The 24,531-nt window shown below is 34.4% G+C and carries 20 protein-coding genes; 19 read left to right on the top strand and 1 reads right to left on the bottom strand.

Translation table 11 applies throughout. From position 1 onward, the window contains the following. Window positions 1-6: 6 nt before the first annotated feature. From ABEY15_RS03365 to ABEY15_RS03350, 4 genes are all read left to right on the top strand, one after another. Complete coding sequence (locus ABEY15_RS03365) at window positions 7-1,734, top strand: AAA family ATPase (RefSeq protein ID WP_429888442.1); 1,728 nt, start codon at window positions 7-9, stop codon at window positions 1,732-1,734. Between the two features lie 292 nt (window positions 1,735-2,026). Further along, window positions 2,027-2,839, top strand: a complete 813-nt coding sequence (locus tag ABEY15_RS03360) for a DUF5995 family protein (RefSeq protein ID WP_429888441.1) — start codon at window positions 2,027-2,029, stop codon at window positions 2,837-2,839. 154 nt (window positions 2,840-2,993) lie between these two features. Further along, window positions 2,994-4,175, top strand: a complete 1,182-nt coding sequence (locus ABEY15_RS03355; protein ID WP_429888439.1) for a cytochrome P450 — start codon at window positions 2,994-2,996, stop codon at window positions 4,173-4,175. Between the two features lie 129 nt (window positions 4,176-4,304). Beyond that, entirely contained in the window at window positions 4,305-5,012 is a 708-nt protein-coding gene (locus ABEY15_RS03350; RefSeq protein WP_069035330.1) for a M48 family metallopeptidase, read from the top strand. Window positions 5,013-5,046: 34 nt separating this feature from the next. Here the strand turns inward: ABEY15_RS03350 and ABEY15_RS03345 are convergent, their stop codons facing one another. Then, on the bottom strand, window positions 5,047-5,541 hold the full coding sequence (locus tag ABEY15_RS03345) for an acyl-CoA thioesterase (RefSeq protein WP_429888438.1): 495 nt from the start codon (window positions 5,539-5,541) through the stop codon (window positions 5,047-5,049). Window positions 5,542-5,909: 368 nt separating this feature from the next. On the opposite strand from ABEY15_RS03345, the gene ABEY15_RS03340 reads away from it, so the two are divergent. The 15 genes from ABEY15_RS03340 (at window position 5,910) to ABEY15_RS03270 (ending at window position 24,521) form a co-directional block, all read left to right on the top strand. Continuing rightward, window positions 5,910-8,438, top strand: coding sequence for a vitamin B12-dependent ribonucleotide reductase (locus ABEY15_RS03340; RefSeq protein WP_429888826.1), 2,529 nt, complete (start codon window positions 5,910-5,912; stop codon window positions 8,436-8,438). A gap of 241 nt (window positions 8,439-8,679) precedes the next feature. Continuing rightward, window positions 8,680-9,378 (top strand): vancomycin resistance response regulator transcription factor, VanR-F/VanR-M family, encoded by a 699-nt coding sequence (vanR, locus tag ABEY15_RS03335; RefSeq protein ID WP_429888436.1) that lies wholly within the window; start codon window positions 8,680-8,682, stop codon window positions 9,376-9,378. Beyond that, a complete protein-coding gene (locus ABEY15_RS03330; protein ID WP_429888434.1) occupies window positions 9,371-10,483 on the top strand; it encodes an ATP-binding protein in 1,113 nt (370 codons plus the stop codon). The genes vanR and ABEY15_RS03330 overlap by 8 nt, the downstream gene beginning before the upstream one ends. A gap of 102 nt (window positions 10,484-10,585) precedes the next feature. Next, window positions 10,586-11,500: a VanY-A/VanY-F/VanY-M family D-Ala-D-Ala carboxypeptidase gene (gene vanY, locus ABEY15_RS03325; protein ID WP_429888433.1), complete on the top strand. Its 915-nt coding sequence runs from the start codon at window positions 10,586-10,588 to the stop codon at window positions 11,498-11,500. After that, window positions 11,497-12,048: a VanZ family protein gene (locus ABEY15_RS03320; RefSeq protein ID WP_429888432.1), complete on the top strand. Its 552-nt coding sequence runs from the start codon at window positions 11,497-11,499 to the stop codon at window positions 12,046-12,048. The genes vanY and ABEY15_RS03320 overlap by 4 nt, the downstream gene beginning before the upstream one ends. Window positions 12,049-12,306: 258 nt before the next feature. Then, window positions 12,307-13,785, top strand: coding sequence for a protein adenylyltransferase SelO (locus ABEY15_RS03315; protein ID WP_429888431.1), 1,479 nt, complete (start codon window positions 12,307-12,309; stop codon window positions 13,783-13,785). A 406-nt stretch (window positions 13,786-14,191) separates the two neighbouring features. Beyond that, a complete protein-coding gene (locus ABEY15_RS03310; RefSeq protein WP_429888430.1) occupies window positions 14,192-15,112 on the top strand; it encodes a DMT family transporter in 921 nt (306 codons plus the stop codon). Between the two features lie 158 nt (window positions 15,113-15,270). Next, the gene (locus ABEY15_RS03305; protein ID WP_429888428.1) at window positions 15,271-15,609 is read left to right on the top strand and encodes a hypothetical protein; all 339 of its coding nucleotides are present in this window, start codon (window positions 15,271-15,273) and stop codon (window positions 15,607-15,609) included. A 7-nt stretch (window positions 15,610-15,616) separates the two neighbouring features. Next, complete coding sequence (locus tag ABEY15_RS03300; protein ID WP_429888427.1) at window positions 15,617-17,869, top strand: glycosyltransferase; 2,253 nt, start codon at window positions 15,617-15,619, stop codon at window positions 17,867-17,869. A 52-nt stretch (window positions 17,870-17,921) separates the two neighbouring features. Then, complete coding sequence (locus ABEY15_RS03295) at window positions 17,922-19,688, top strand: LTA synthase family protein (RefSeq protein WP_429888426.1); 1,767 nt, start codon at window positions 17,922-17,924, stop codon at window positions 19,686-19,688. 154 nt (window positions 19,689-19,842) lie between these two features. Beyond that, window positions 19,843-20,556, top strand: a complete 714-nt coding sequence (gene sleB / locus ABEY15_RS03290; protein WP_429888425.1) for a spore cortex-lytic enzyme — start codon at window positions 19,843-19,845, stop codon at window positions 20,554-20,556. Between the two features lie 16 nt (window positions 20,557-20,572). Further along, a complete protein-coding gene (gene ypeB / locus ABEY15_RS03285; RefSeq protein ID WP_429888423.1) occupies window positions 20,573-21,913 on the top strand; it encodes a germination protein YpeB in 1,341 nt (446 codons plus the stop codon). A 484-nt stretch (window positions 21,914-22,397) separates the two neighbouring features. Further along, window positions 22,398-22,703 carry a PTS sugar transporter subunit IIB gene (locus ABEY15_RS03280; RefSeq protein WP_069035316.1) on the top strand — a complete coding sequence of 102 codons (306 nt, stop codon included), beginning with the start codon at window positions 22,398-22,400 and terminating at the stop codon, window positions 22,701-22,703. A 22-nt stretch (window positions 22,704-22,725) separates the two neighbouring features. Beyond that, entirely contained in the window at window positions 22,726-24,042 is a 1,317-nt protein-coding gene (celB, locus tag ABEY15_RS03275) for a PTS cellobiose transporter subunit IIC (RefSeq protein WP_429888421.1), read from the top strand. 122 nt (window positions 24,043-24,164) lie between these two features. Next, on the top strand, window positions 24,165-24,521 hold the full coding sequence (locus tag ABEY15_RS03270; protein WP_429888420.1) for a PTS lactose/cellobiose transporter subunit IIA: 357 nt from the start codon (window positions 24,165-24,167) through the stop codon (window positions 24,519-24,521). Window positions 24,522-24,531: the final 10 nt, after the last annotated feature.

Genomic DNA, 24,531 nt, shown 5'->3' with positions numbered 1-24,531 from the left:
ATGTTTATGACAAAATATCAATGGGTTAAATGGCGAAGAGTATTAATTTGGTTAGCTGTTATTGTTTTTATTGGTGTTGTGCTTATTAAAGGAGGGCCAACATACTGGAGTGTAGCATTATCGATTGTTAGTCTTTTATTTCAGTTCGCTGTTATGATTTTCATGGCGATCATTCAGTTTGTAGCAATTTTCTGGTTTCTAGCCAGAGGTCGTACTTATTGGATTTTACCTGGTGAGACTGGATCGACGTGGGATGATTATCGTGGAAACCCTGAGATTGTTGAAAATGCAAAACGAATCGTAACATTACTAAAAGGTGTTAAAGAATTTAAGGAAATGGGAGGAGAGGCAATTCGTGGATTGCTACTTTGTGGTCCTCCTGGTACAGGGAAATCTTATCTAGCACAAGTTATAGCGAATGAGGCCCAAGTACCTTTTGCTTATGCCTCGGCTCCAAGTTTTCAAAACATGTTCTTTGGTGTAGGGAATTTGAAAGTAATGGGAATTTACAAAAAGGCTAGAAAGTTAGCTAATATTTACGGAGCGTGTATCATTTTTATCGATGAAGTCGACGCAATTGGAATGTCTCGTCAAGGAGGGGGAGCCGGTGGTGGTGGATTGTTCGGTATGGGAATGGGTTCTGGATTATTGAATGAGCTATTACTACAAATGGATCCTCCAAACATTGATAGTTCTAAAATAGCAAAATTTCTTCGCTCACTCGGGTTACGTAAAAAGAAAGCAGACCGCCCCGCAGTTCTGACGATTGCAGCTACAAATTTACCTGATGTACTTGATCAAGCATTACTACGACCAGGGCGTTTTGACCGAAAACTTTGGGTAGATTCTCCTGATTATGATGGACGTATTGATGTTTTCCAATATTATCTAAAAAAGGTGAAAATCGATTCATCTTTAACACCAGAGCGAGCTGCTCTTGATACGATTGGATATAGTCCAGCACAAATTAAACATATAGTGAATGAATCTGTCGTAATTGCTCATCAGCGTGGTGCTGATGGTGCAAATTACACTGACTTCCGAGATGCAATGGAAACATATGAGTGGGGACTTAAGCAGCCACTTAGATCCATGAGTGAAGATGAGAAGAGAAATGTAGCGTATCATGAAGCAGGTCACGCCGTAGCTCAATATTTGTTAAAGCCACATGATCGAGTATGGAAGGTAACAATTATTCGTAGGGGTGACGCACTTGGTCTGGCTGCTACTAAGCCAACAACAGAAAGATATAATCGAAGCGACAGCGAAATACTAGCAGCAATCCAAGTTTGCTTGGCGGCTAGAGCAGTAGAAGAAGAGTTTCTCCACAAGAAATTAAACGGTGTCACATCTGATCTGCAACAAGCAACCCTACTTGGTGGTGCATATTTAGGTTTAGTTGGAATGGGCGATGAGTTATTCAGCTGGAATGCATTAGGCTCACAAGCAGAAGGTCTTAGAGCACTACGACCAAAAATTAACCTTCTTCTAAAGGACCAAATGAGCCAAGTAAAAAAACTTGTTACTGAACACGCCGATTTCGTTCACTCAATCGCACAAGAGCTGCTAAAAAGAGGTGACTTAACAGGCGAAGAAATAGAAGATATTTATGAGAGCATTTATGCACGTACGCGTCCTGAACCACCTATTGTAAAGATTGGTTCTATTTATGAGATAAATATTCAAGGATTGCTTAAGGATTTCGATAAATTACCTGAAAGCGATCAGAATTAGCCGAAACATTAGTACTTCATCGATTCTATATAAAGAAAATCCATAAGGTAATTATGAAGTGCACCCCAAATTGTTAGACACGGTCTAACATTTGGTGGTGCATTTTTATGACTAAATTTACTTTGCTCTTTTTTGTTATTTAAGAACTGTTCGCCATTCGAAGGAATTCTCAAAAGACGCACTGAATATCAAAAGATATCCCCACTATTAAAAGTATCTTTTTAAAACAAATAGCATATTGATTAACAAATCTAATACAACGTACTTGTCACAAAAGTTAGGAGAGTGAGTAATGAATAGTCTATCAAATCATATAGGTAGCGCAAATACAATCAATGAAGTAATTGAACAGTTAGATGAAATTATTTCAATGAGCAATAAAACAAAAAATAAACTAGGATATTTTGCTTCTTTATATCGGTTGGTAACGTTTAAAGTAAAAGTTGGAATTTTAAATAATCAGTTTGAAGACGGAGCAAGAATGGAAAGTTTGGATGTGAACTTCGCAAATTTCTATTTAAAAGCACTTAAAAACTATTTAAATGGTGAACCTTTAAGTCTCAGTTGGAATTTAGCATTTCGTCACGCAGAAAACCGACAATCTATTTTGCTACAGCATTTGTTGCTTGGCATTAATGCACATATTAATTTGGATCTAGGAGTAGCTGCTGCGACGGTATGCCAAGGCTCTGATATTTTATCACTTTACAATGACTTTATGAAAATAAATAGTATTTTGGCATCATTGGTGGACGAGGTAAGGGATGACATGGATCGAATATCACCTTGGATCGGTTTTTTAGATCATGTTGACCCAAAAGCTTCAAAGGCAATCATAAACTTTAGTTTAGAGAAGTCTCGAAATTATGCATGGGATTTTGCAAAAAAGCTGGCTGCATCTAATGAAAGTGAGTGGGAAGGGCTGATTAAAGTGCATGATAATGAGGTCACATCGATCGGAAACATGGTCGCAAATCCAAGTAGTTGGATGCTGAAGGCAGGTTTATGGGCAATTCGTTTTCGCGAATCCAAAAATATTGAAAGAAACTTAGACCTTTTAAATCATACTCGGTTTGAAACAACAATTGGTGGTATTCAAATGTAAGTTCAAAGTGAGAAAGTAGATTGGACAAATGATTTATATAGATGGTTATAGGAAAAATATAATCTGCATAAATTGTATAGTTACATAGCGGTACCATGTATCATTACTTGTCTGGAAGAACGGTTAATAAGCTACATATTAAGGGGGAATAAGGGTGGAGGAACAAAAAAAGAGTTTTGGACTATTAGTTCGACCAAGAGGGTTAGTTGAAACGGACGTCCCTCACGATTGGTTTAAAAAAATGCGAAAAAACTCTCCCATTTCATTTGATCCGGACAGAAATTGTTGGGATGTATTTTGTTATAAGGATGTCCAAATGGTCTTACAAAACTTTAGGCAATTTAGTTCAAACAGAAATGGATTATTTCCAACCTTACTAGACTTAGATCCACCTACCCACCGAAGATATCGTAATATTGTAAGTCAAGCATTTACTCCAAAAGCAATTGAAGCACTTGCACCAAGAATTGAGTCACTTACAAAAGAATTATTGGCATCAATAAAGGACAAACCTGAAATCGATATCATTGCGGATATTGCTTTTCCACTACCTGTTATTGTAATTTCTGAAATGCTTGGAGTACCAAGTAAAGACCGTGAAAAGTTTAAAGAATGGTCTAATATTGTAGTCTCAAGTACTCAATCTCTCTCTCCTGATGAGATGAATGATTTAATAGAAAAGCAAGGTAAAGCATTATATGACTTACAAGCGTATTTTTATCAAATCGTTGAAAAAAGGCAAAATGATCCTAAAAATGATCTAGTATCTACATTAATTGCTGCAAACGTAGATGGTGAGAAATTATCTGTTGAAGAGCTTTTAAACTTCTGCTTTCTTTTACTTGTTGCAGGAAATGAAACGACTACAAATCTTATTGGGAATACAATGCTTACATTGTTCGAGCAACCCAATGTACTCGATCAATTATATAAAGATAAATCATTAATATCAGCAGCTATAGAGGAATCACTACGTTTTCGCTCTCCTGTTCATAGCATGAATCGCTTTGTAACAGAAGATATGAATTTGAATGGGATAAACCTAAAAAAAGGTCAAGAAATCATGGCATGGATAGGCTCGGCAAATAGAGACGAAACCATTTTTAATGAACCTGAGGATTTTGACATTAATCGCTCTCCCAATAATCATCTAGCATTTGGATCGGGAGTACACTTTTGTTTAGGGTCACAGCTGGCTAGGTTGGAAGCAAATATATGTATTACTGAGATGCTAAAGGTATTACCAAATATGAAGTTGGATAAAACAAAAGAGCTTAGAATTATACCTAGTACATTTGTGTATGGGTATAAAGAACTGCCAGTTATAATAGAATAAAAAATTTTCAGGCAACACTCGTTTATTAGAGTGTTGTTTTTACTATTTAAAAATTAAAACTTCTACTGTAGTATATTATATAATTGGAAAGATTCAGGATTAGAAGGTTAGCGATAGGTGATAAATAAAATGATACATACATATTTAAATGAAACAATCAGTTTTAATATAAAGTATAAAAAGCAAAAATCGATCGGTATTTATATAGATGCTTATGGAAACGTTGAGGTTCAGGCTCCTAAAGATACACCAGATAAAAGTGTCATTGAAGTTTTAGAGGCTAATTGGGAGTTAATACTTCAAAAATCAAATGAAATGAAGGAGCGACTTCGTGGACCAAAAGAACGGACTTATGAATTCGGTGAGACATTTCTTTATTTAGGGAATTCATATCCTATACAAATTTCACACGATGAAAGTATTCAGCAAGATCAGGTAGTTTTTGAAGGAAATAGGCTAAATATTATTGTAAAACAACTAGAGGATGAACGAATAAAACAGGCACTTAAAAGGTTTTATTACCAACAAATTAAAGCAATAGTTGAAAAGAGTATTCAGAAGTATCAAAGTAATTTTAAAGTAAAGCCATCATCAATTCGTATTACTGATAGTAAAACAAACTGGGGGACTTGTGATTCAAAAAGGCAATTAACATTTAATTGGAAACTAGCAATGGCACCTCAAAAGGTAATTGACTATGTAGTTGTCCATGAAATGTGCCATATGGTCCATATGAATCACGACAGGTCCTTTTGGCGACTTGTCGGTAAAATTATTCCAGAATATAAGGAAAGAGAAAATTGGTTAGCTTTATCTAGTTGGAAAATGACAGTATAATTTAAAAATGGGAACGACATTAGTCGTCCCATTTTTATTTTTTGTAAAAAAAGTCTGCTAATTCCTTACTTTTGAGTCTTCTATTTTTACGGATTTTAGCGCGTTCTTCTCCGCCTTGATATAAGAATTTTTCTTCCTCAGTTTCAGGAACAATTTGTGGAACTTTAATTAAGTTACCTTCCCCGTCCAGTGCAACAAAAGTTAAAAAAGCAGTAGCAGCGATTTTTTCTTCTCCAGTTCTTAAGTTTTCTGCAGTTACTTTCACGAAAACTTCAAATGATGAAGTGCCAGTCCAAGTTACATAACTTTCGAATGCGACCGAATCTTTCATCGTAATCGGATGTAGAAAATCTACTGAATCAGTTGATGCAGTTACAATTGAAGATCTACAGAATTTCATTGCAGAAATACTTCCGATAATATCTAAGTCATTCATAAGTTTTCCACCAAACAAAGTATTATGACTATTTACATCATTTGGTAAAACCAAATTTGTTCTGATGACTCTTGTTTCTTTACAAGTTACCATTTGTTTTTCTCCATTTCTTTAATTTCTATAAATTGTACACTATTTATTGGAGAAATTATCAAGCTTTATATAAAAAATATAATTATAATCTTACTACTGAAGGATACTGATTAATTCGTAATTCTTAAAGTGGATATTTATCAGCACTTAGTTAAAAGTAAATTTGTCAATGAAATTTGTGGGGAAATGTGCAAATTTAAATAAGTTTATTTGGGTCGTTTACATTGACTTTTACTTCTTAAGTCGGTATATTTATATCTTGTTGAGACGGGATAAATACTACATATGGGTGTTGGGAAGAAAGAGAACACCTATATATCGATATATGGTAAAATCGATATAATCTATACGAGGAGGAACAGGTGATGATAAATACAATAATTGATGCTGAATTACCTGCTAATATAAAGAAATTAAATCAAGACATAATGCATTTTCCAATGATTACACCTATTAATCCAAAGATGCATAAAACAACATTTAAAGGTGTATCTAGAACGGTTATGTTAGATCGATACGCATTTAAAGATATTAAGCTTGTTACATTAGGTGTAGGTGACCTGGTTGTACTAACATATAAGGATGATCCAAAGTTTCCTCGTCGTGGTTATGGTGAAGTAATTGCTATTGACAATAGTCAGGAAGAAGTAACTGTTCAATTAGATTCTCAGTTTGAAGACGGAGCAATCATTACAGTTGCATTTAATAAAGTAGACAAACCACTTGAAATCTTCTACGAACAAATTGCAGACCGTGTTGCACGTGGGCTTGCATCTGCAGAAACTCCAGAAAAATTCTCCGAAGTAAAAGAGATGTTTTATGAAATTTTAGCTAACAAAACTTTTGTACCAGCGGGACGTGTTTTGGCTGGTGCCGGTACAGGAGCTTCAACAACATTCTTTAACTGTTATGTAATGCCTCATATTCACGATTCTCGTGATGGGATTGGTGAACACCGTAAGAAGGTAATGGAAATTATGTCACGCGGTGGTGGCGTTGGAACAAACGGATCAACTTTACGTCCTCGCGATGCAATTGTTTATAGTGTGAATGGTCGCTCAAGTGGATCAGTTTCTTGGTTACATGATTTATCTGAATTAACAAATTTAGTTATTCAAGGTGGGTCAAGACGTGGTGCTCAAATGATTATGATGAACGTCAATCATCCTGATATTGTAGAGTTCATCGTATCAAAGAACCAAAATCCAAAGGTTTTACGCTATATTGCACAAACTACAAAATCGAAATTAATTCGTGAAGAAGTAGAGCGAAAGTTAAAGTTCGAACCGATTGGTGCAACTGAAAAAGCAGCTTATGAAGCTTTAATTCATATTGCAACAATTGAAGGGAAATTAAATACACCTGAAATAGAACAGGCAAAAGAACTGCTTAATGACGGTGGTAAGTATTCAGTTCACAACCCTGAGTTTTTAACAGGTGCAAATATATCTGTTTGTTTAACTGATGATTTTATGGAAGCAGTTGAAAATGATGGAGAATACAAGCTTCAATTCCCTGATTTAGAAAACTATGACGATGAAATGCGTTTAATTTATGATCAAGAATGGCAGGAATGTGGAGATGTACGTGAATGGGCTGCACGTGGATATGGTGTACGAACGTACCACACAATAAAAGCAAAAGAACTTTGGGATTTAATCAATGTTTGTGCAACTTATTCTGCTGAGCCAGGAATCTTCTTCTTAGATAATGCAAACAAAATGACAAACGCTGTATCTTATGGCCAAAAAGTAGTTGCAACAAATCCTTGTGGTGAGCAACCACTTGCTCCATTCTCTGTTTGTAATTTAGCAGCTGTTAACTTAGCCGAAATGACGGAAAATGGTAAAGTTAACTGGGAAAAATTAAAGCGAACTGTTCAAATCGGAACGCGAATGCAAGATAACGTAATTGATGCAACGCCGTATTTCTTAGAAGAGAATACGAAACAAGCAAAAGGTGAACGCCGTATCGGATTAGGTGTAATGGGGTTACATGATTTACTAATCCGCTGTGGCCTAGTATATGGATCGGAAGCTGGCAACAAACTGGTTGATCAAATTTTTGAAGTGATTGCAACTACTGCTTATAAAACTTCAATTGAATTAGCGGAAGAAAAGGGAGAATTCCCATTCTTATCGACTTTTGAAGATGGACGCGAACGTTTTATTAACTCAGGATATATGAGGAAAATGCCTGAAGAAATTCGTGCAGCTGTTTTAGAAAGTGGCATTCGTAATTCGCACTTATTAACAATTGCTCCTACAGGAAGTACTGGAACGATGATGAATGTCAGCACTGGACTTGAGCCTTATTTTAACTTCGTATACTTCCGTTCAGGACGTTTAGGTAAATTCATTCCAGTTGTAGCTGATATCGCATTAGAATGGTTAGAAGCAAATGGATATGAAGTAACTGAAGAAAATGTTTATGAGATGATTGAACATCTACCAGAACAATTTGTTGGAACAATGGACCTTTCTCCAGAGGCGCATGCTGATGTTCAATGTATTATCCAAAGATGGATTGATTCTTCAATTAGTAAAACAGTTAATGCTCCTAAAGGTTATTCTGTTGAACAAGTAGCAAAAGTGTATGAAAGATTACACAAAGGTGGAGCAAAAGGCGGGACTGTTTATGTAGACGGTTCACGTGATTCCCAAGTACTATCGCTAACAAATGAAGAAAATGATTTTACAAATGTAGAACTAGAAACAGTTGAAAATAGTAAAGATGCAATGACAAACGATACTGATGAAACTGCTCAAGTTAAAACAGGTAACGTAGGTGTAGAAAACGGAGACACTTGTCCAATCTGCCTAGCCGGTACTGTAGTTGAACATGGTGGTTGTAATACATGTGATAATTGCCAAGTTCAGTTGAAGTGTGGAATATAAAAGTAGATATTAAATACCGTGAAGAAAAACCTCTTTAGATGTGATGATCTAAAGGGGTATTTTTTTATGTCTTAAAGGATTCTAAAAAAGTTAAACCTTATTCCAAAATGGACCATATTCTTGAAGAATAAGAGGAAATAATAGAAAATAATAAAGAGCCTAAAGCTTATTGGGAAAAAAAGCTAGCATATTTAATTGGATAATCATCCACTGAATGTAACGATAAATAGGAGGAGAATAGATGAAGCCTATATCTATTTTAATAGCGGATGATGAACAGGAGATTGCTGACCTGATAGCCTTACATTTAGAAAAAGAAGGATATCAAGTTATTAAAGTATCGGATGGACATGAGGCTGTTCGTGTAGTCGAGACCGGGTCGATTGATTTGTTGATATTGGATATAATGATGCCGAAAATGGATGGTTATGAAGTAACGCGACTCATTCGCGAGCGGCATAATATGCCAATAATATTTTTGAGTGCTAAAACATCTGATTTCGATAAAGTACAAGGACTGGTTATTGGAGCAGATGATTATATAACGAAACCATTTACCCCCATTGAATTGGTTGCACGCGTGAATGCTCAATTGCGACGCTTTATGAAGTTGAACCAACCGAAAGTAGATGATCATAAAGTTCTCTTGGAATTTGGTGAAATAATGATTTCCCCCGATCAACGGACAGTTTTGCATTATGGTGAAAACATCGAGCTAACACCGAAAGAGTTTGATATTTTGTATTTATTAGCCAGTCATCCAAAGAAAGTTTTTAGCGTAGAAAATATTTTTCAGCAGGTTTGGGGTGATGCATACTTTGAAGGTGGTAATACAGTAATGGTACATATTCGCACCTTGCGGAAAAAACTCGGAGAAGATAAACGGAAAAATAAGTTAATCAAAACGGTTTGGGGAGTGGGGTATTCATTTAATGGATAAAATTATACGTAGTTTTCGCTCCAAAATCATTGTATTATTTGCTTTAAGTATGACTCTGGCTGGTATTATAACTTACATAATTTTTAAAGGTTTACAGCTTTATTACCACACGATGGTTCGTTATGGTGATCCCTTAGCCCAGCTTCGTCGATTCATACAGAGTATTGGAGACGTTAACTTCTTTTTATTTCTATTTATCCCACTTTCGATATTATTTTTCTATTTACTCACTAAGCCCTATTCTACTTATTTTAATGAAATATCAAAAGGGATTCATTATCTTGCTCATGGTAACTTTAAACATCGGGTTTCGATCCAGTCAAATGATGAGTTCGAAGACATTGCTCAAGCAATTAATCTAGCAAGTGAAAAATTAGAAGAAGCGGTACAAAGAGGCGATTTTTCAGAAAACAGTAAAGAGCAATTAGTTGTAAATTTGGCACATGATTTGCGTACTCCGCTAACTTCTGTGTTAGGATATTTAGATTTAATTCTTAAGGATGAGAAGCTAACTAAGGAACAAGTCAAACATTTTTTAACGATTGCCTTTACTAAATCTCAGCGTTTAGAAAAATTGATTGATGAGTTATTCGAAATAACTAGAATGAACTATGGCATGTTACCTCTTGAAAAAAGACAAATTAATTTAAGTGATCTACTTTTTCAACTAAAAGAAGAATTGTACCCTGTTTTTGAGAAAAATAATTTGATCGCTCGAATGAATCTTCTGCCCCATTTACCTATTTTGGGTGATGGAGAGATGTTAGCTCGTGTGTTTGAAAATCTTTTAACCAATGCAAATCGATATGGACATGATGGTCAGTTTGTAGATATTAATGGGTTTGTTGATGGGCAAGAAGTGATTGTTCAGGTTGTTAATTATGGGGATTGTATTCCTCCGGAGGAACTTCCATTTCTTTTTGATATGTATTATACCGGTGACAAAGCGCGATCTCATCAAGAAGATAGCACAGGTCTTGGTTTATTCATTGCAAAGAATATAGTGGAGCAACATAATGGAACAATTACGGCTGAAAGTAGTATAATCCGGACTTTATTTGAAGTGCGATTACCTCAGGACACTATCCCAATTGACCAAGTATAAAAGTTTCATAAAAAATTTAAGGAAAATTTAAAGTTTACCCCACTTTTTATTTAAAAAGTTTTTCCTATTCTAGGATCAATCAGAATTAGGAGGAACGTGAAAATGAAGAAGTGGGGATTTTTAGTTGTTTTAGTAATTTGCCTGATATTTACATTCGTTAAAAAGGAAACGTCTCTTCAAGATAAAGTAGAGATTCAAACATTTAAAAAAATTAACAATGAACGATTAGATAATAAAGAGACTTCTGATCGTTTCCAAACGAAGGGTATTACAAAAGAACAGGTCTATAAAGGAAACTTACTCTTAATAAACAAAAAATATCCTGTACACCAGGAAAGTATAAAATCAGATGTTGTAAACTTATTTACTCACAAAGAATTGAAAAAAGGATACGAATTGCTTGATACGAAAATTGAATTGTCAGAGGATGTTGCCCGTAAATTTTCGAAGATGATCGTTGATGCTAGAAAAGAAGGAGTTCGTAATTTTACAATTAATAGTGGCTTTCGTGACTTTGATGAGCAAAATGCACTTTATCATGAAATGGGATCAGACTATGCCTTGCCTGCGGGCCGTAGTGAACATAATTTGGGCTTGTCACTTGATGTAGGATCTACCAAAATGAAAATGAATGAGGCACCTGAAGGTAAGTGGCTAGAAAAAAATGCTTGGAAATATGGCTTTATCATACGCTATCCAAAGGATAAAACGGCAATTACAGGCATTCAGTATGAACCTTGGCATATTCGCTATGTTGGATTGCCACACAGTGTGATTATGAAGGAAAAGAATTTTTCTTTAGAAGAGTATTTGGATTTCTTAAAAAAACAAAAGTCTATTTCTACTACAATAAATGGCCAAAAATACGAAATATCTTATTACCATGTTACTAAAAATACGACCATTCATGTACCTACCAATCTTCGTTATGAATTATCAGGAAACAATATGGATGGTGTGATTGTGACGGTATTTAACAACTCGACAAATACTAAGGAGGGTAGTTTAGCAGAATGAAAATAATAAAATTAATGAACAAAATTTTTGTTTCAGCGCTATTTGTCTTTTATATGTATGCATTAATTAGAGTTATTCTATTTAAATACCGCTGGAGAGATCTATCCTTTCTTTTGTATCAACTTCAGACTAATCTCGGGAATCCTGTTAATCTCATAAACGAATTGAAAATGGGAAATCTTATCCCATTTAAAACTATATTCATTAATATTCATAGTCTTTCATCATGGCCTGATTTTAGTAATTTGGTTGGGAATATCGTAGCATTCATCCCATTTGGAATGTTTCTTGTTCTTTTGTCTAAAAATAGAGGGATGTCATTCATAAGCGTATTCATTAGTTCTTTGAGTTTTAGTTTATGCATAGAAAGCTTACAGGTTGTTTTTTCTCTAGGGATTTTTGATGTGGATGATCTAATACTAAATAGCTCTGGAGGATTGCTTGGCTATTGTGCGATCAAGCTTTGTGATAAGGTTTATAATAAACTTATCGTAAATACATCAAACAGTGTCCAAGACAGAGAAATGATTGATAAACAAGAATTTTAAAATTTCGAGGAAATTGAACTGTATTTTTAACAGGAAACGATACTAGAAACGGTTGCTGTAGAGTAGCCGTTATTTTCGTTAAATCAGCTAAATGAAGTTATGCCTTTTTCATTCAATGGTAGAATATATTAAAGTTGTGGAGTAGACACTAACCTGAGGAATGGATTGTGAAAACAAAATCATAGTAAATCTATGGTTTTTTTGTTATATGTAGAGAGTAAATAATAAAAAAAGAAAAAAGTGGAAAAGGGGGATAAGATGACTCAGGGAAATGTAAAAAGTGATGCAGGATGGAATTTTGATAATAGTTATTCAAAATTACCGGAATTCTTTTTTGCTACTCAAGACTTAAATCCGGTAAGTTCACCGAAATTGGTTGTTCTAAATAAACCAGTGGCCTTATCACTTGGACTAGATGTTCAATCACTTCAAAGCGAAGAAAGTGTAAATGTTTTTGCCGGGAATCAAGTGCCAGAAGGTGGATTACCACTTGCCCAAGCATATGCAGGGCATCAGTTTGCACACTTTAATATGCTAGGCGATGGAAGAGCATTATTACTCGGTGAACAGATCACTCCAAAAAACGAGCGATTTGATGTACAACTGAAAGGTTCAGGTAGAACTCCTTATTCACGAGGTGGAGATGGTCGTGCAGCACTTGGCCCGATGCTTCGCGAATACATTATTAGTGAGGCGATGCATGCACTAAAGATACCAACTACAAGAAGTCTTGCTGTTGTAACGACAGGTGAACAAATCCAGCGTGAAACTCGATTACCTGGGGCAGTAATGACCCGAATTGCTGCTAGTCATATTCGTGTTGGTACGTTTCAGTATGTTTCAAGATGGGGTAGTGTGAATGAACTTCAAGAACTTGCTGATTATACAATCCAAAGGCATTATTCGGAAATTGAACTTAATGATCCAAATCGATATCTTTCACTACTGCAAAAGGTCATTAAGCGCCAAGCTTCCTTAATTATTAAATGGCAATTAGTTGGTTTTATACATGGTGTAATGAATACTGACAATATGACAATTAGTGGTGAAACAATCGACTATGGTCCTTGTGCATTCATGGATGCGTACGATCCAGCAACTGTATTTAGCTCAATTGATCTCCGCGGTCGTTATGCATATGGAAATCAACCAAAAATGGCTGGATGGAATCTTGCACGATTTGCTGAAACATTATTACCTTTATTGCATGATGATCAGGAAAAAGCCTTAGAAATAGCACAGAATGCAATTTCAGAATACCCAATTATTTATGTTGATAATTGGATTGCAGGCATGAGGAGAAAATTAGGAATATTTAATGAAGAAGAACAGGATAAGTCATTAATTGATAAGTTACTTGAAATAATGGAAAAGTATAAAGCAGACTATACGAATACGTTTAGAGCATTAACATATGGTAATCAAGACGAGCTACCTTTATTTACATCATCTGAATTTAAACAGTGGGAGAAGCAGTGGCAGGAGAGATTAAGTAGACAACCAGAATCAAAAGAAGCATCTCTTCAATTGATGCGAGACAACAACCCGACCGTAATCCCTAGAAATCATCGCGTAGAAGAAGCTTTAGAAGCAGCTGTAGAGAATGGAGATTATAGTGTGATGGAGAAATTGCTTAAAGCACTTTCTAATCCTTTTATTGAATCGAAAGAACAGATAAATTATTGTACACTACCTCCTGATCCGAATCGTCCTTATCAGACTTTCTGTGGTACTTGATTATATTCTTATATTTTTTATAGTACGAATACTACCTGTTACTAGGGTAGTATTTTATTTTTAAGTAAAACAAGGAACATATTTTTAGTGAACCTGAGCATACACTTTGAATAAATCTCAAAAATTTACTATATTAGAAAAAGTAATTTAAAAGTTTTCTGAATTAAAATAAGAGAAGAACTTTCCCTCTTCAGTGTTTAGACAAAGTACTAAAAACTTGATTATCAGACTGATTGCAAGCGCTTGTCTTTCGAGGCGCGAAGCCTGGTGAGGAGCGGAGTTACCTTAGACGGTAATGAGCACCGCAGACAGGCGAAGTAACGAAGAAAGCGAGCGTTTGACAACAGTCTGAAGAGGGGAACTTTCCCTCTTTTTATATTTAGGCCAGTAGAAAGAAGTGGGGAAGTTGAAGAAGCAACAAATTTATATCATTTTATTTTGTATTATGGTGGTATGGGGATTTAATGTAATTGCAACAAAAGTTCTAGTAGAGAACTTTATGCCAGTTACGATGACAGCTATCCGTGTTTTCACTGCTGGAGTAAGTGTTTTTATTATTTTATTTTTAATAAAAAAAGTTCGTTTGCTTACTAAGAGAGAGTTTGGGTATGTATTTTTTGCGATGCTATTGAATGTAGTTGCCCATCATTATTTTTTATCAATCGGTCTTTCTCAAACTTCAGCGTCAAACGGGGGCCTAATTCTCGGAATGGGGCCGCTTTTAACAGCCTTATTGTCGGTTTTCTTTTTAGGTAGTGTAATGAATTTTGTTAGAATTTTAGGCGTTTTATTTGGTTTTGCAGGTGTTGCTTTTATAGTTTTCCAGAGCGGTGGAGGTTTTCATGGTGTTTCGCATGGAGATTTTTATGTGTTTTTAGCAATCTTAGCTCAAGCATCTAGCTTTGTTTTAATAAAAAAAGTTTCGAAAACATTAGATCCAAGATTAATGACTGGATATATGCTAGTTATGGGTTCAATTATTTTATTCGGAATTAGCCAAATACTTGAACCAGGTGGAATGGTTAGTATGGTGCATCATTCAGTAGGAATTTGGGCGGTATTTTTTGCATCAGCAGTTGTTGCAACAGCTCTGGGGCATATGCTATATAATTTTGCTCTTGGTAAGGTTGGCACAACAGAGGCAGCTATATTTTTAAATTTAAATCCATTCTTTTCACTTATTGGTGCGGTATTATTTTTAGGTGAAAAAATTGTTTTAACTCAAGTAGTCGGATTTATTTTAATTTTAATAGGTGTGTTGTTTGGTTCAGGAGTATATGAAGATGTAACTCGCAAATTTAAAAGGGATAATCAAATCCAAATCTAATTTCAAAGTAGTATATGTATCATAAGACAATTTACCGATATGGTGATTGTCTTTTTTTTATCTTAAGAAATGATTTCTAATTCATCATTTCATGAAAAAAAACTGCTTTTTTAGGGCATATTATTAAGTATTCAAGCTATTAGGAAGGACTCATCAAGATGACAATCGACCCAAGAACTCATTCATTAAATGCAGAAACAATTGAGAATGAATTAGAAATACCTAGTTGGTTTATAAAATTAAACAAGTTTAAATCTAATTTCAATAATTTGGACATAGAGTCTCAGTTTTATGAACAATTCTTAACCTTATTAATTAATGAAGAAACAGCGTTAGAGCTGCATTATAAAAATATAAAGTATATTGAAAAGCTAGAGAATGAAATTCAAATAATGGAAGAACGTTATCGAAAAGTAATGCACTCAAAGCTAGGCAGATTAATTCAGTTTTATTGGAAAGCTAAAAGATGGCTTTTTAGAAAGATAAGAGGTTGGTGAGTAAGTTTTGAACAAGTTTGAAATCCAGCAAAGATTAGAAGAAATTGAAAGAATAAAAATTGAAATTTACCAACGAATGAATAAGGAAATCCCGGAAGACTTAATATTTTCAAAATATCATTTTAAAAAATTAATAAATGGTATTAGTGTAATCATCCCGACATACAAAGGTGAAAAAGTGATAAAAAAATGTATTGAATCATTAAAAAATCAAACTTTATCACCAAAATATTTTGAAGTAATCTTTATTATCAATGGAGAAAAAGATCTGACCGAAGAGATATTGTTGAATTTCATTAAGGAACATAATATTAATCACTTCAACATTCTTCATTCAGAAGAAGCTAGCGTTTCAGCTGCAAGAAATATGGGAATTCAACAAGCATCAAAAAAATACATTACATTCTTGGATGATGATGATTATATATCAACTAACTTTCTTGAAAAATTATTCAATCATGCTGATGAAGAATCTGTTGTCATTTCACAAGTTGTGGACGTAGATCTAGAAGGTAATAGTAATCCTAATAATCCTGTTAACTCCCAAATTAAAAAAGCGTTAGATACTAAAATTTATACTTATACTGATTTAAATAGTGTTTTAACAATGAATGCTTGTAAATTAATACCAACAAAGAAAGTAAAAACCCAACGCTACGAACTTGGTTTGAAAAGTGGAGAAGATGTAGTGTTTTTTACTAAATTATTTGCTTTGCATCATTTTCACTTAAAGATTGTTCCATTAGAAGAGCAGGCAATTTATTATCGAGTTTTAAGAGACAATTCAGTTTCTAGACGGAAAAATTCATTTGAGTTCAATGTACAAGAACGTTTGGAAGTCATGAAAAATCTTGATGTTTTACTAGGAGAAACGAATAGTCCTACAATTCAACAATTCATTAAAGGAAAAATACACGCTCAATATGGATTTATAGACAGATATATTAACAATAGCAATGAATTGAGAGAAAAAGTAATTGAAGAAGTAAATAAACACAGTTTCGTCTATTTCCCTTATTTTAAGCTATACAATGGAGATACGCGTTCTTTAATTATTTCTTATTGTTTTCCACCATATGTTGATACAAGTGGAACTGTAATGGCTAAGCGTATTATCGAAAATAATGAAGTGGTGGACGTAATTTATAATAATATGTCGAAGGTAAGGGAAACCGATTATCGACAAAATGCAATGGTGGATGGTTTTATTAATAATCGGATGGAAATATCATCTGCAAGTAGTTTTAAACAATGGAAATCAATGAAAGACTTTATTAAAAAATCTCTTAAGGAAATTAAATTGAAAGAAAGAAAAAATGGTACATACCATAAAATTTATAGCCGAGCACTATGGCCTGCTTCACACTTTTTAGCATTTGAATATAAAATGAAAAATCCAAAGACAAAATGGGTGGCAGAATTCTCTGATCCGATTCTATTAGATATTCATGGAAATGAACGGAAGTCAGCAATTATTGATTTAGGGTTTTATAAAAAAGTAAATGCACTTTTAAAGAAAAAAAACTTCCCACTAGCATTGAATAACAATATGTTTTTTTGGTGTGAATACATTGCTTATGCATTTGCAGATGAAATTGTTTTTACAAATGAAAATCAGTTGAAATACATGTCAGAAATGTTCCCAATGAAAGAAATGAAAGAAGTCATTTTAAATAAAGCTAGAATTTGTAATCAACCGACATTACCGAAGCAATATTATCACGTTAAAGCAAGTAAATATCGAATTGATGAAAACAAAGTAAACCTAGGGTACTTTGGAACGTTTTATCAAACGAGGAAATTAAATGAAATAATTGAAGGGCTTAAATTAACGAAACCTGAATTAAGAGATAAAATTAAACTTCATGTTTTCACTTCAGATCCCAAATCACTTGCAAATGAACTTTCAGGAGAAGTAATTGAAAAACATGTAAAAGTAAACCCATATGTTAACTTTTTAGAGTTTTTAAATTTTACAACAAAATTCGATTGTCTGATTGTTAATGATGCTTTTACGAAGGATTATAAAAATATTAATCCATATTTACCTTCTAAGTTGAGCGATTACAAAGGTAGTGGGAATAATATATGGGGAATTTTTGAAGAAGGTAGTATTCTCAGCAGATTTGAAACGAAGTACAAATCTGAGATTGGCGATATTGAAGGTGCTACTAAAGTGTTTGAATCATTAGTTTCGGAGAAATTAATGCAACAATTCAACCAACTTGATGAAGCATTAACGAATGAGAAATTAATGTAAAAACAAAATAAACAAAGTTAGTGTTAATAATTTTGTAAAGGGTAGATTCTTCATGATTAAAAAGAGTGTTAATTTGCTAGGACCAATTCTAATCGGATTGGTCTGTAGCTATTTACTTGTTATTTGGTCTCATAATTATTTGTGGAAGAACAATGTAAATCTTTATCAGAATTGGATTATTACGGATTTTTTTAAGTGGAACTTTATGATTGTGTCAGTTGTTGTTTCAATACTAGTAATTGGACTTTCTGTTCTAGGCTTTAATGTTTGGTGGATTTTAATTACGGTTATAGGTTCAATTGGAATTTTCTCATATGCACTATCAGAAAAAATAAAATATACTGGTGAGCCTTTTCATCCAAGTGACTTATTTTTCCTGCGTGACCCAATCGTTTTTTTACAATTTTCAAAGCTTCCATTTCTTCTCAAATGGGGAGGTCTAATTGGAATCATAACATTTCTGTTTTTAGGGACTTTCTTTGCCTATAAAAAATGGAGAAATGCTACTGCAAGGAAAAATAGTCTACGTTTTTTACTAATCGTATTACTTGGGGTCTTTTTTACATTTGGTTCAAAAGAAGGCTATGCTTATTTTGTAAAAAACTCAAAAGTAGAATATATACCTTGGAATTACGAGACTAGTGTCGAAAGATATGGTATGTATCCTGCATTTTTAGTAACTTATGTAAATAGCAAACGTGAAGAACCTAAAGTATCTAACAAAGTAAAGAACGAGGTTATTAAAGAAATCAAATCTTTAAAACCACTTTCTAAACCTAAACAATTACCAGATATTTTAGTGATTCAAAGTGAGGCATACAGTATTCTAGATGACATGAAATTAAAATGGAACACTGATCCAAATGTACCTCTTCGCTCTATAAATGAAGGGATTCATGGAACGCTAATAAGTAATACATTTGGAGGACGGACCGCTAACGAGGAGTTTGAAGTATTAACTAGTCTAAAATTAAAACGTAAATTCGAAGAACGGACACCATATCAAGAAGGAAAAATGGGGAATAGACAATCACCTAGTTTCATTCAAGATGTTAAACAATTTGGTATGGATACGATAGCCCTTCATCCATTTAAAACATCATTTTTCAAACGAAAAGAAGTTTATCCTAACATAGGATTTAATCAGTTCTTGTCAGAAGCAGATTTATCTTCTTGCCAAAAATTTGGTTCCTATTTATCAGACGAGTGTAGTTCGAAAAAAGCATTATCATTAATTAATAAAAAAGGGAGTCAATTTGTATTTTTTGTGACAATGCAAAATCATTTTGACTGGCGTAAAGGCCATTTCCCTGAAGAGAACATGAAAGTTAGTGGAGTACCTATGGATGTGGAGTTAAAAGGAAAAGTGGAGAGTTATGCAAGTGGTATTTATAAAAGCGGCAATTCTCTTGTTTCAGTATGGCAAGAAATAAAAAAACGTAAGAATCCTACAATCGTCCTTTTTTATGGTGACCATCGTCCAACATTTGGTGATAAAAAGGCAACATACGAGCATTGGGGAGCACCAGTGGAGAAGAGTGAAGGAGAAGATTGGTATAATGAAACACCGATGTGGATTTGGAGTAATGACAAATATACAATGGACAAGATTAGAAACTTTTCTAAGCCATTTTTAGAAAAAGGAAATCTTAAATTAGAATCATACGAAATTGCACCTCTTCTAATGAGGGTTTTAACAAACGGTCAGATTGAACATTCATGGTATGATTGGGTACTTCAAAATCAATCAAATGATATATGGGATTGGGTAATCTATGATCGAGTATATGGTGAAGGTATAACCTTTAATAAAATGTAAAAATGGGGCCAAAAGGTCCCTTTTTTATTGGATAAAAAACTGATTTGTTTTTAACTTCGGAAAGAAATCTTATTGTATTTCAAAAGTATTTACATAAATTGGTCGTTCTTGAAAAAAATACAAAAAGAGATAATTATACTTTAGGAGGTTTGTGATGAGGAAACTAGTTTTCTTAAAAGGTCCTTTAATATTACTAATCGTATTTATTAGTTTCTTTTGTAATGTACAACTTAAAAATGTAAATGCTTTTACAAGCCAAGTACTTCAAATGGGTGCTACAGGAGAAGATGTCATTGAATTACAATCTCGTTTAAAATACAACGGTTATTACACTAGCAAGGTCGATGGGGTGTTTGGCTACAACACATATTGGGCGGTTCGGAATTTCCAAAATAATTTCGGAATGCCTGTCGATGGGATTGTTGGAGCTAAGACAAAAGCGATGCTCGTAAAAGCTACAAAATATGAAAAAGGTGAAAATGCAGGTGCTGGATCGAATGTTCCGAATGGTTATTCGCAAAATGATATTCAGCTAATGGCTAATGCAGTTTATGGTGAATCGCGTGGTGAACCGTATATCGGACAAGTAGCAGTTGCTGCAGTAATTCTGAATCGCGTTAGCAATCCATCGTTTCCAAACACAGTGTCAGGTGTTATTTTTGAGCCGGGTGCATTTACCGCTGTGTCTGATGGACAAATTTATTTAACTCCAAATGAGACGGCCAAAAAAGCTGTTTTAGACGCTGTAAATGGTTGGGATCCGAGTGAAAGTGCAATTTATTATTTTAATCCAGACACAGCGACAAGTGCTTGGATTTGGAGCAGACCACAAATAAAACAAATTGGTAGACATATATTTTGCCGATAAGAAAGGAGTGTTTTAAGTGATTAAGGAAGCTGCAATAGGCGTGTTAGCAATTGGACTTATCGGAACATCATATTGGGGTTATACAGAGCATAAGGCTAAAAACGAAATCAATATCCAAGCAGAAAACAACTATCAACGGGCATTTCATGAACTAACGTATGAATTAGATTTATTACATGATAAAATTGGCGATACTCTAGCAATGAAATCAAAGTCATCCCTCTCTCCAGCACTAGTTGAAGTATGGGGACTAACTTCTCAAGCTAGATCTAACGTAGGGCAACTTCCTTTGAGACTATTACCAGTTAATAAAACGGAGGAATTTCTAACAAATATTGGCGATTTTAGTTATCGAACTGCAGTAAGAGATTTAGATAAAGAACCATTGACCCAAAATGAATACGCAACACTGCAAAAGTTATATGATAACTCTGCTGAAATTCAAGGAGAGATTAGAAAAGTTCAACATATGGTATTTGAGAATAAATTACGTTGGATGGATGTAGAGCTTGCTTATGCAAAAGATCAAAATCCGAAAAATAACGTAATTATTGATGGATTTAAGACAGTGGAAAGGAATGTAATGTCATATTCCGATGCAAATGCAGACCCTTCACTGACAAATTATAAAGTAAATCGTGCAAGCCTTTCGAATGTAAAAGGAGAAAAAATAACGACAGAGCAAGCGAAAGAAATTGCGAGGAAATTTCTTGAATTAAATAGTACAGCACAAATAAAAGCTGATCTTACAGGTGAAAAATTAGCAGATCGGTACTATAGCTTAGAAATTAAGGAACCAAAAACAAATAGCGAAATTTATATGGATATTACCGAAAAAGGAGGATATCCAGTTTGGGTGATTGATAGTCGAAATATTAAGGCACAAAAAATCGATTTAAATCAGGCTTCTATTAATGGGCTTAAATTTTTAGAACGCAATAAATTCTCTAATATGGAGCTAACTGAAAGCTCACAATATGATACGATTGGTGTATTTACATATGTGACAAAACAGGACGGCGTAAGAATCTATCCTGAATCTGTAACGATGAAGATTGCTCTTGATGACGGAAGCATTGTAGGATTTTCATCAAGAAATTACTTAGCAGCATACACAAAACGAACGATTCCAAAGCCGAAAATATCAGTTGAAGAAGCGAGAAATAGTATTAGTTCAAACTTGAAAATAATGGAAGAGCGCCAAGCGATCATTTTAAATAAACTGAATCAAGAAGTACTATGCTATGAATTTGTAGGAACACGAGGCAATGACACATATCAAATATTCGTTAATGCGGATACGGGTGTAGAAGAACAGATTAAAAAATTGAATGTCTTAGTCGAAAACTACGACTGAAGCTCATACTTTTTAACGCTGAGGACTTAAGTATGTAACTTAAGTCCTCTATTTGATTTTATTTTTCCTAATAGTAATGAAGATAAAAAAGGAAATGGTTTGAGTTAGAACCATTTCCTTTTTCTTGTTACTAGATTTAAAAATGGTAGGAACTAGCATTTCAGTTCAAAATACATTCATTATTTATTACAAATACGAGACTTTTTTCAGATAGATTAAATGCAAAATCCTGTCAGTTAAGTCTGGCAAGTTATCGTACTTTAGGCTTGTACAAAGCTTTATTTTAAGCGACTTTAGGAACAGGAACTTATAGAGTACGATTAGTGAAAAAATATTTTTTATATTTGTCCTAATGTCCAAAATGGTGAATATATATTTCTTGAGATTAAAATTCTAGAGGGAGAGAGGTAAGGGGTAGATTCTGCTTGTTAGTAGAAGTTTAATTGTATTGTAAGCGTTTCCTTTAGAGAGAAAGGGGGATTAAATGAACATATTATTATGTTGTGCTGCCGGTATGTCTACAAGCTTATTAGTTACAAAAATGGAAGCTGCTGCAAAATCTGAAGGAATCGATGCAAGGATTTGGGCAGTGAGTGCTAATGATGTTAAAAATCATCTTGATCAAGCAGATGTATTACTTGTAGGTCCCCAAGTAAGGTATCTACTCCCACAATTAAAAAAAGAAGGTTTACAAAAAGGAATACCAGTTGATGCCATCAATCCGGTTCATTACGGGATGTGTAAAGGAGCAGAGGTCCTGAAATTCGCAATCGATTTAATAGGTTCATAATTTCATATAGGGGTGATTTGTGATGGCCAACTTTACTCAAACGTTAGAAGAGAAAGTAATGCCTATAGCTGGAAAAATTGCAGGTCAAAAACACTTGCAAGCATTACGTGATGGAATCATTTTGACACTGCCTCTTATTATTGTCGGTTCTATTTTCTTAATTTTAGGCTTCTTACCATTTGACGGATATCCAGATTTTATGGCAAAAACATTCGGTGCCGCTTGGCAAACAAAGCTTCTTTATCCGGTAAGTGCTTCATTTGATATAATGGCGCTCATTGCAGGATTTGGTATCGCATATCGACTCGCTGAACATTACAAAGTAGATGCATTGAATGCTGGTGCGATCTCGATTGCTTCATTTATTTTATCAACACCATATTTCACAATGTTTACTCCAGATGGAGCGACTGCTGCTATTAAAGTAGGCGGAGTACTCCCTATGGCATTTTTAGGTAGTAAGGGTCTGTTTGTTGCTATTATAATTGCGTTGTTCTCAACTGAAATTTATAGATGGGTAATTCAAAGGAATTTTGTTATTAAGATGCCGGATGGTGTACCACCTAGTGTAAGTAAATCATTCGTTGCATTATTCCCTGCATTTCTAGTTATTCTCTTAGTATGGATTATTCGTTTATTAATTGAACATACACACTATGAAACTTTACACAATGTCGTTGGGGATCTATTACAAGATCCACTTAGTAGACTTGGTGGTTCATTAGCTGGCGCGTTAATTGCTGTATTATTAATTCAATTATTATGGTCAGTTGGTTTACACGGTGCAGCAATTGTTGGTGGTGTAATGGGTCCAGTATGGTTAGCAGCAACTGATGCAAACCGTTTAGCTCTTCAAGGTCATCATGCAATGCCAAATGTTGTTACACAACAATTCTTTGATATCTTCATCTACATGGGTGGTTCTGGTGCAACAATTTGTTTTGCACTAATGATGCTTTTATTTGCAAAGAGTCAACATGCAAAACAACTAGGAAGGCTATCGATTGGACCTGGTATTTTCAATATTAATGAACCAATTACATTCGGTGCGCCTGTAGTAATGAATCCATTGCTTTTAGTTCCATTTATTCTAACGCCATTAGTACTTGTTGTAACCACATATATAGGAATGAAAACGGGATTTGCTCCAAAAACACATGGTATTGCAATTCCTTGGACGACTCCACCAATTATCGGCGGTTGGCTAGCAACTGGAGGTAACTGGAGAGGCTCTGCAATGCAATTGATTAATCTTGTTATAGCGTTCTTAATTTACTTCCCATTCTTTAGAATGTGGGATAAACAAAATTTACAAACTGAACAAGGCTCACCAAAATAAGAAATGCAAAAAGGGGATTGCCCAGACTATTATGAAGCGCTCGCTTTCAATTAGTCTGGGTACTCAGATTTTTGATTCTGCGTAAACACACTGGAAGCTTGCCTATAGGCAGGCTCTTGGTATTGTTTTCTTACATTCTAGTAAAGGATGTGATTCTAGTGACAAAAGAAGAATTGTACAACCTTTCCTTTCAGTTAATCTTGCATAGTGGAAATGCTAGAAGTCTTTCAATGGAGGGAATCTATGCAGCAAAAGAAAAAAATTTTGAGCTAGCTTTTGAGAAGCTTGCAGAGGCAGATCGCGAGTTTAGTCAAGCACATCGCTTTCAAACTCAATTGATTCAGGCAGAGGCTGGTGGAGAAGATTTTGATACGCCAATTCTATTAATTCATGCACAAGATCATTTAATGACAGCAATGACGCTTAAAGACTTAGCAAGGGAGATTATTGAACTGCGGCAAGAGGTAAACAACCAATAAATGGAGGTAC

Source organism: Gottfriedia acidiceleris (assembly GCF_050457485.1).
Lineage (GTDB): Bacteria > Bacillota > Bacilli > Bacillales > Bacillaceae_G > Gottfriedia > Gottfriedia acidiceleris_D.
The sequence above is the reverse complement of the archived record's forward strand: the minus strand, read 5'-3'. Positions and strand labels throughout refer to the sequence as shown.

What these genes read in the sequence shown, in the direction of transcription:
- ABEY15_RS03280 (WP_069035316.1), top strand. Translation starts at nt 22,398, where the DNA reads ATGAACATATTATTATGTTGTGCTGCCGGTATGTCTACAAGCTTATTA.
- vanR (WP_429888436.1), top strand. Translation starts at nt 8,680, where the DNA reads ATGAAGCCTATATCTATTTTAATAGCGGATGATGAACAGGAGATTGCT.
- ABEY15_RS03365 (WP_429888442.1), top strand. Translation starts at nt 7, where the DNA reads ATGACAAAATATCAATGGGTTAAATGGCGAAGAGTATTAATTTGGTTA.
- ABEY15_RS03330 (WP_429888434.1), top strand. Translation starts at nt 9,371, where the DNA reads ATGGATAAAATTATACGTAGTTTTCGCTCCAAAATCATTGTATTATTT.
- ABEY15_RS03320 (WP_429888432.1), top strand. Translation starts at nt 11,497, where the DNA reads ATGAAAATAATAAAATTAATGAACAAAATTTTTGTTTCAGCGCTATTT.
- ABEY15_RS03345 (WP_429888438.1), bottom strand. Translation starts at nt 5,541, where the DNA reads ATGGTAACTTGTAAAGAAACAAGAGTCATCAGAACAAATTTGGTTTTA.
- vanY (WP_429888433.1), top strand. Translation starts at nt 10,586, where the DNA reads ATGAAGAAGTGGGGATTTTTAGTTGTTTTAGTAATTTGCCTGATATTT.
- ABEY15_RS03305 (WP_429888428.1), top strand. Translation starts at nt 15,271, where the DNA reads ATGACAATCGACCCAAGAACTCATTCATTAAATGCAGAAACAATTGAG.
- ABEY15_RS03360 (WP_429888441.1), top strand. Translation starts at nt 2,027, where the DNA reads ATGAATAGTCTATCAAATCATATAGGTAGCGCAAATACAATCAATGAA.
- sleB (WP_429888425.1), top strand. Translation starts at nt 19,843, where the DNA reads ATGAGGAAACTAGTTTTCTTAAAAGGTCCTTTAATATTACTAATCGTA.
- ABEY15_RS03350 (WP_069035330.1), top strand. Translation starts at nt 4,305, where the DNA reads ATGATACATACATATTTAAATGAAACAATCAGTTTTAATATAAAGTAT.
- ABEY15_RS03315 (WP_429888431.1), top strand. Translation starts at nt 12,307, where the DNA reads ATGACTCAGGGAAATGTAAAAAGTGATGCAGGATGGAATTTTGATAAT.
- celB (WP_429888421.1), top strand. Translation starts at nt 22,726, where the DNA reads ATGGCCAACTTTACTCAAACGTTAGAAGAGAAAGTAATGCCTATAGCT.
- ABEY15_RS03295 (WP_429888426.1), top strand. Translation starts at nt 17,922, where the DNA reads ATGATTAAAAAGAGTGTTAATTTGCTAGGACCAATTCTAATCGGATTG.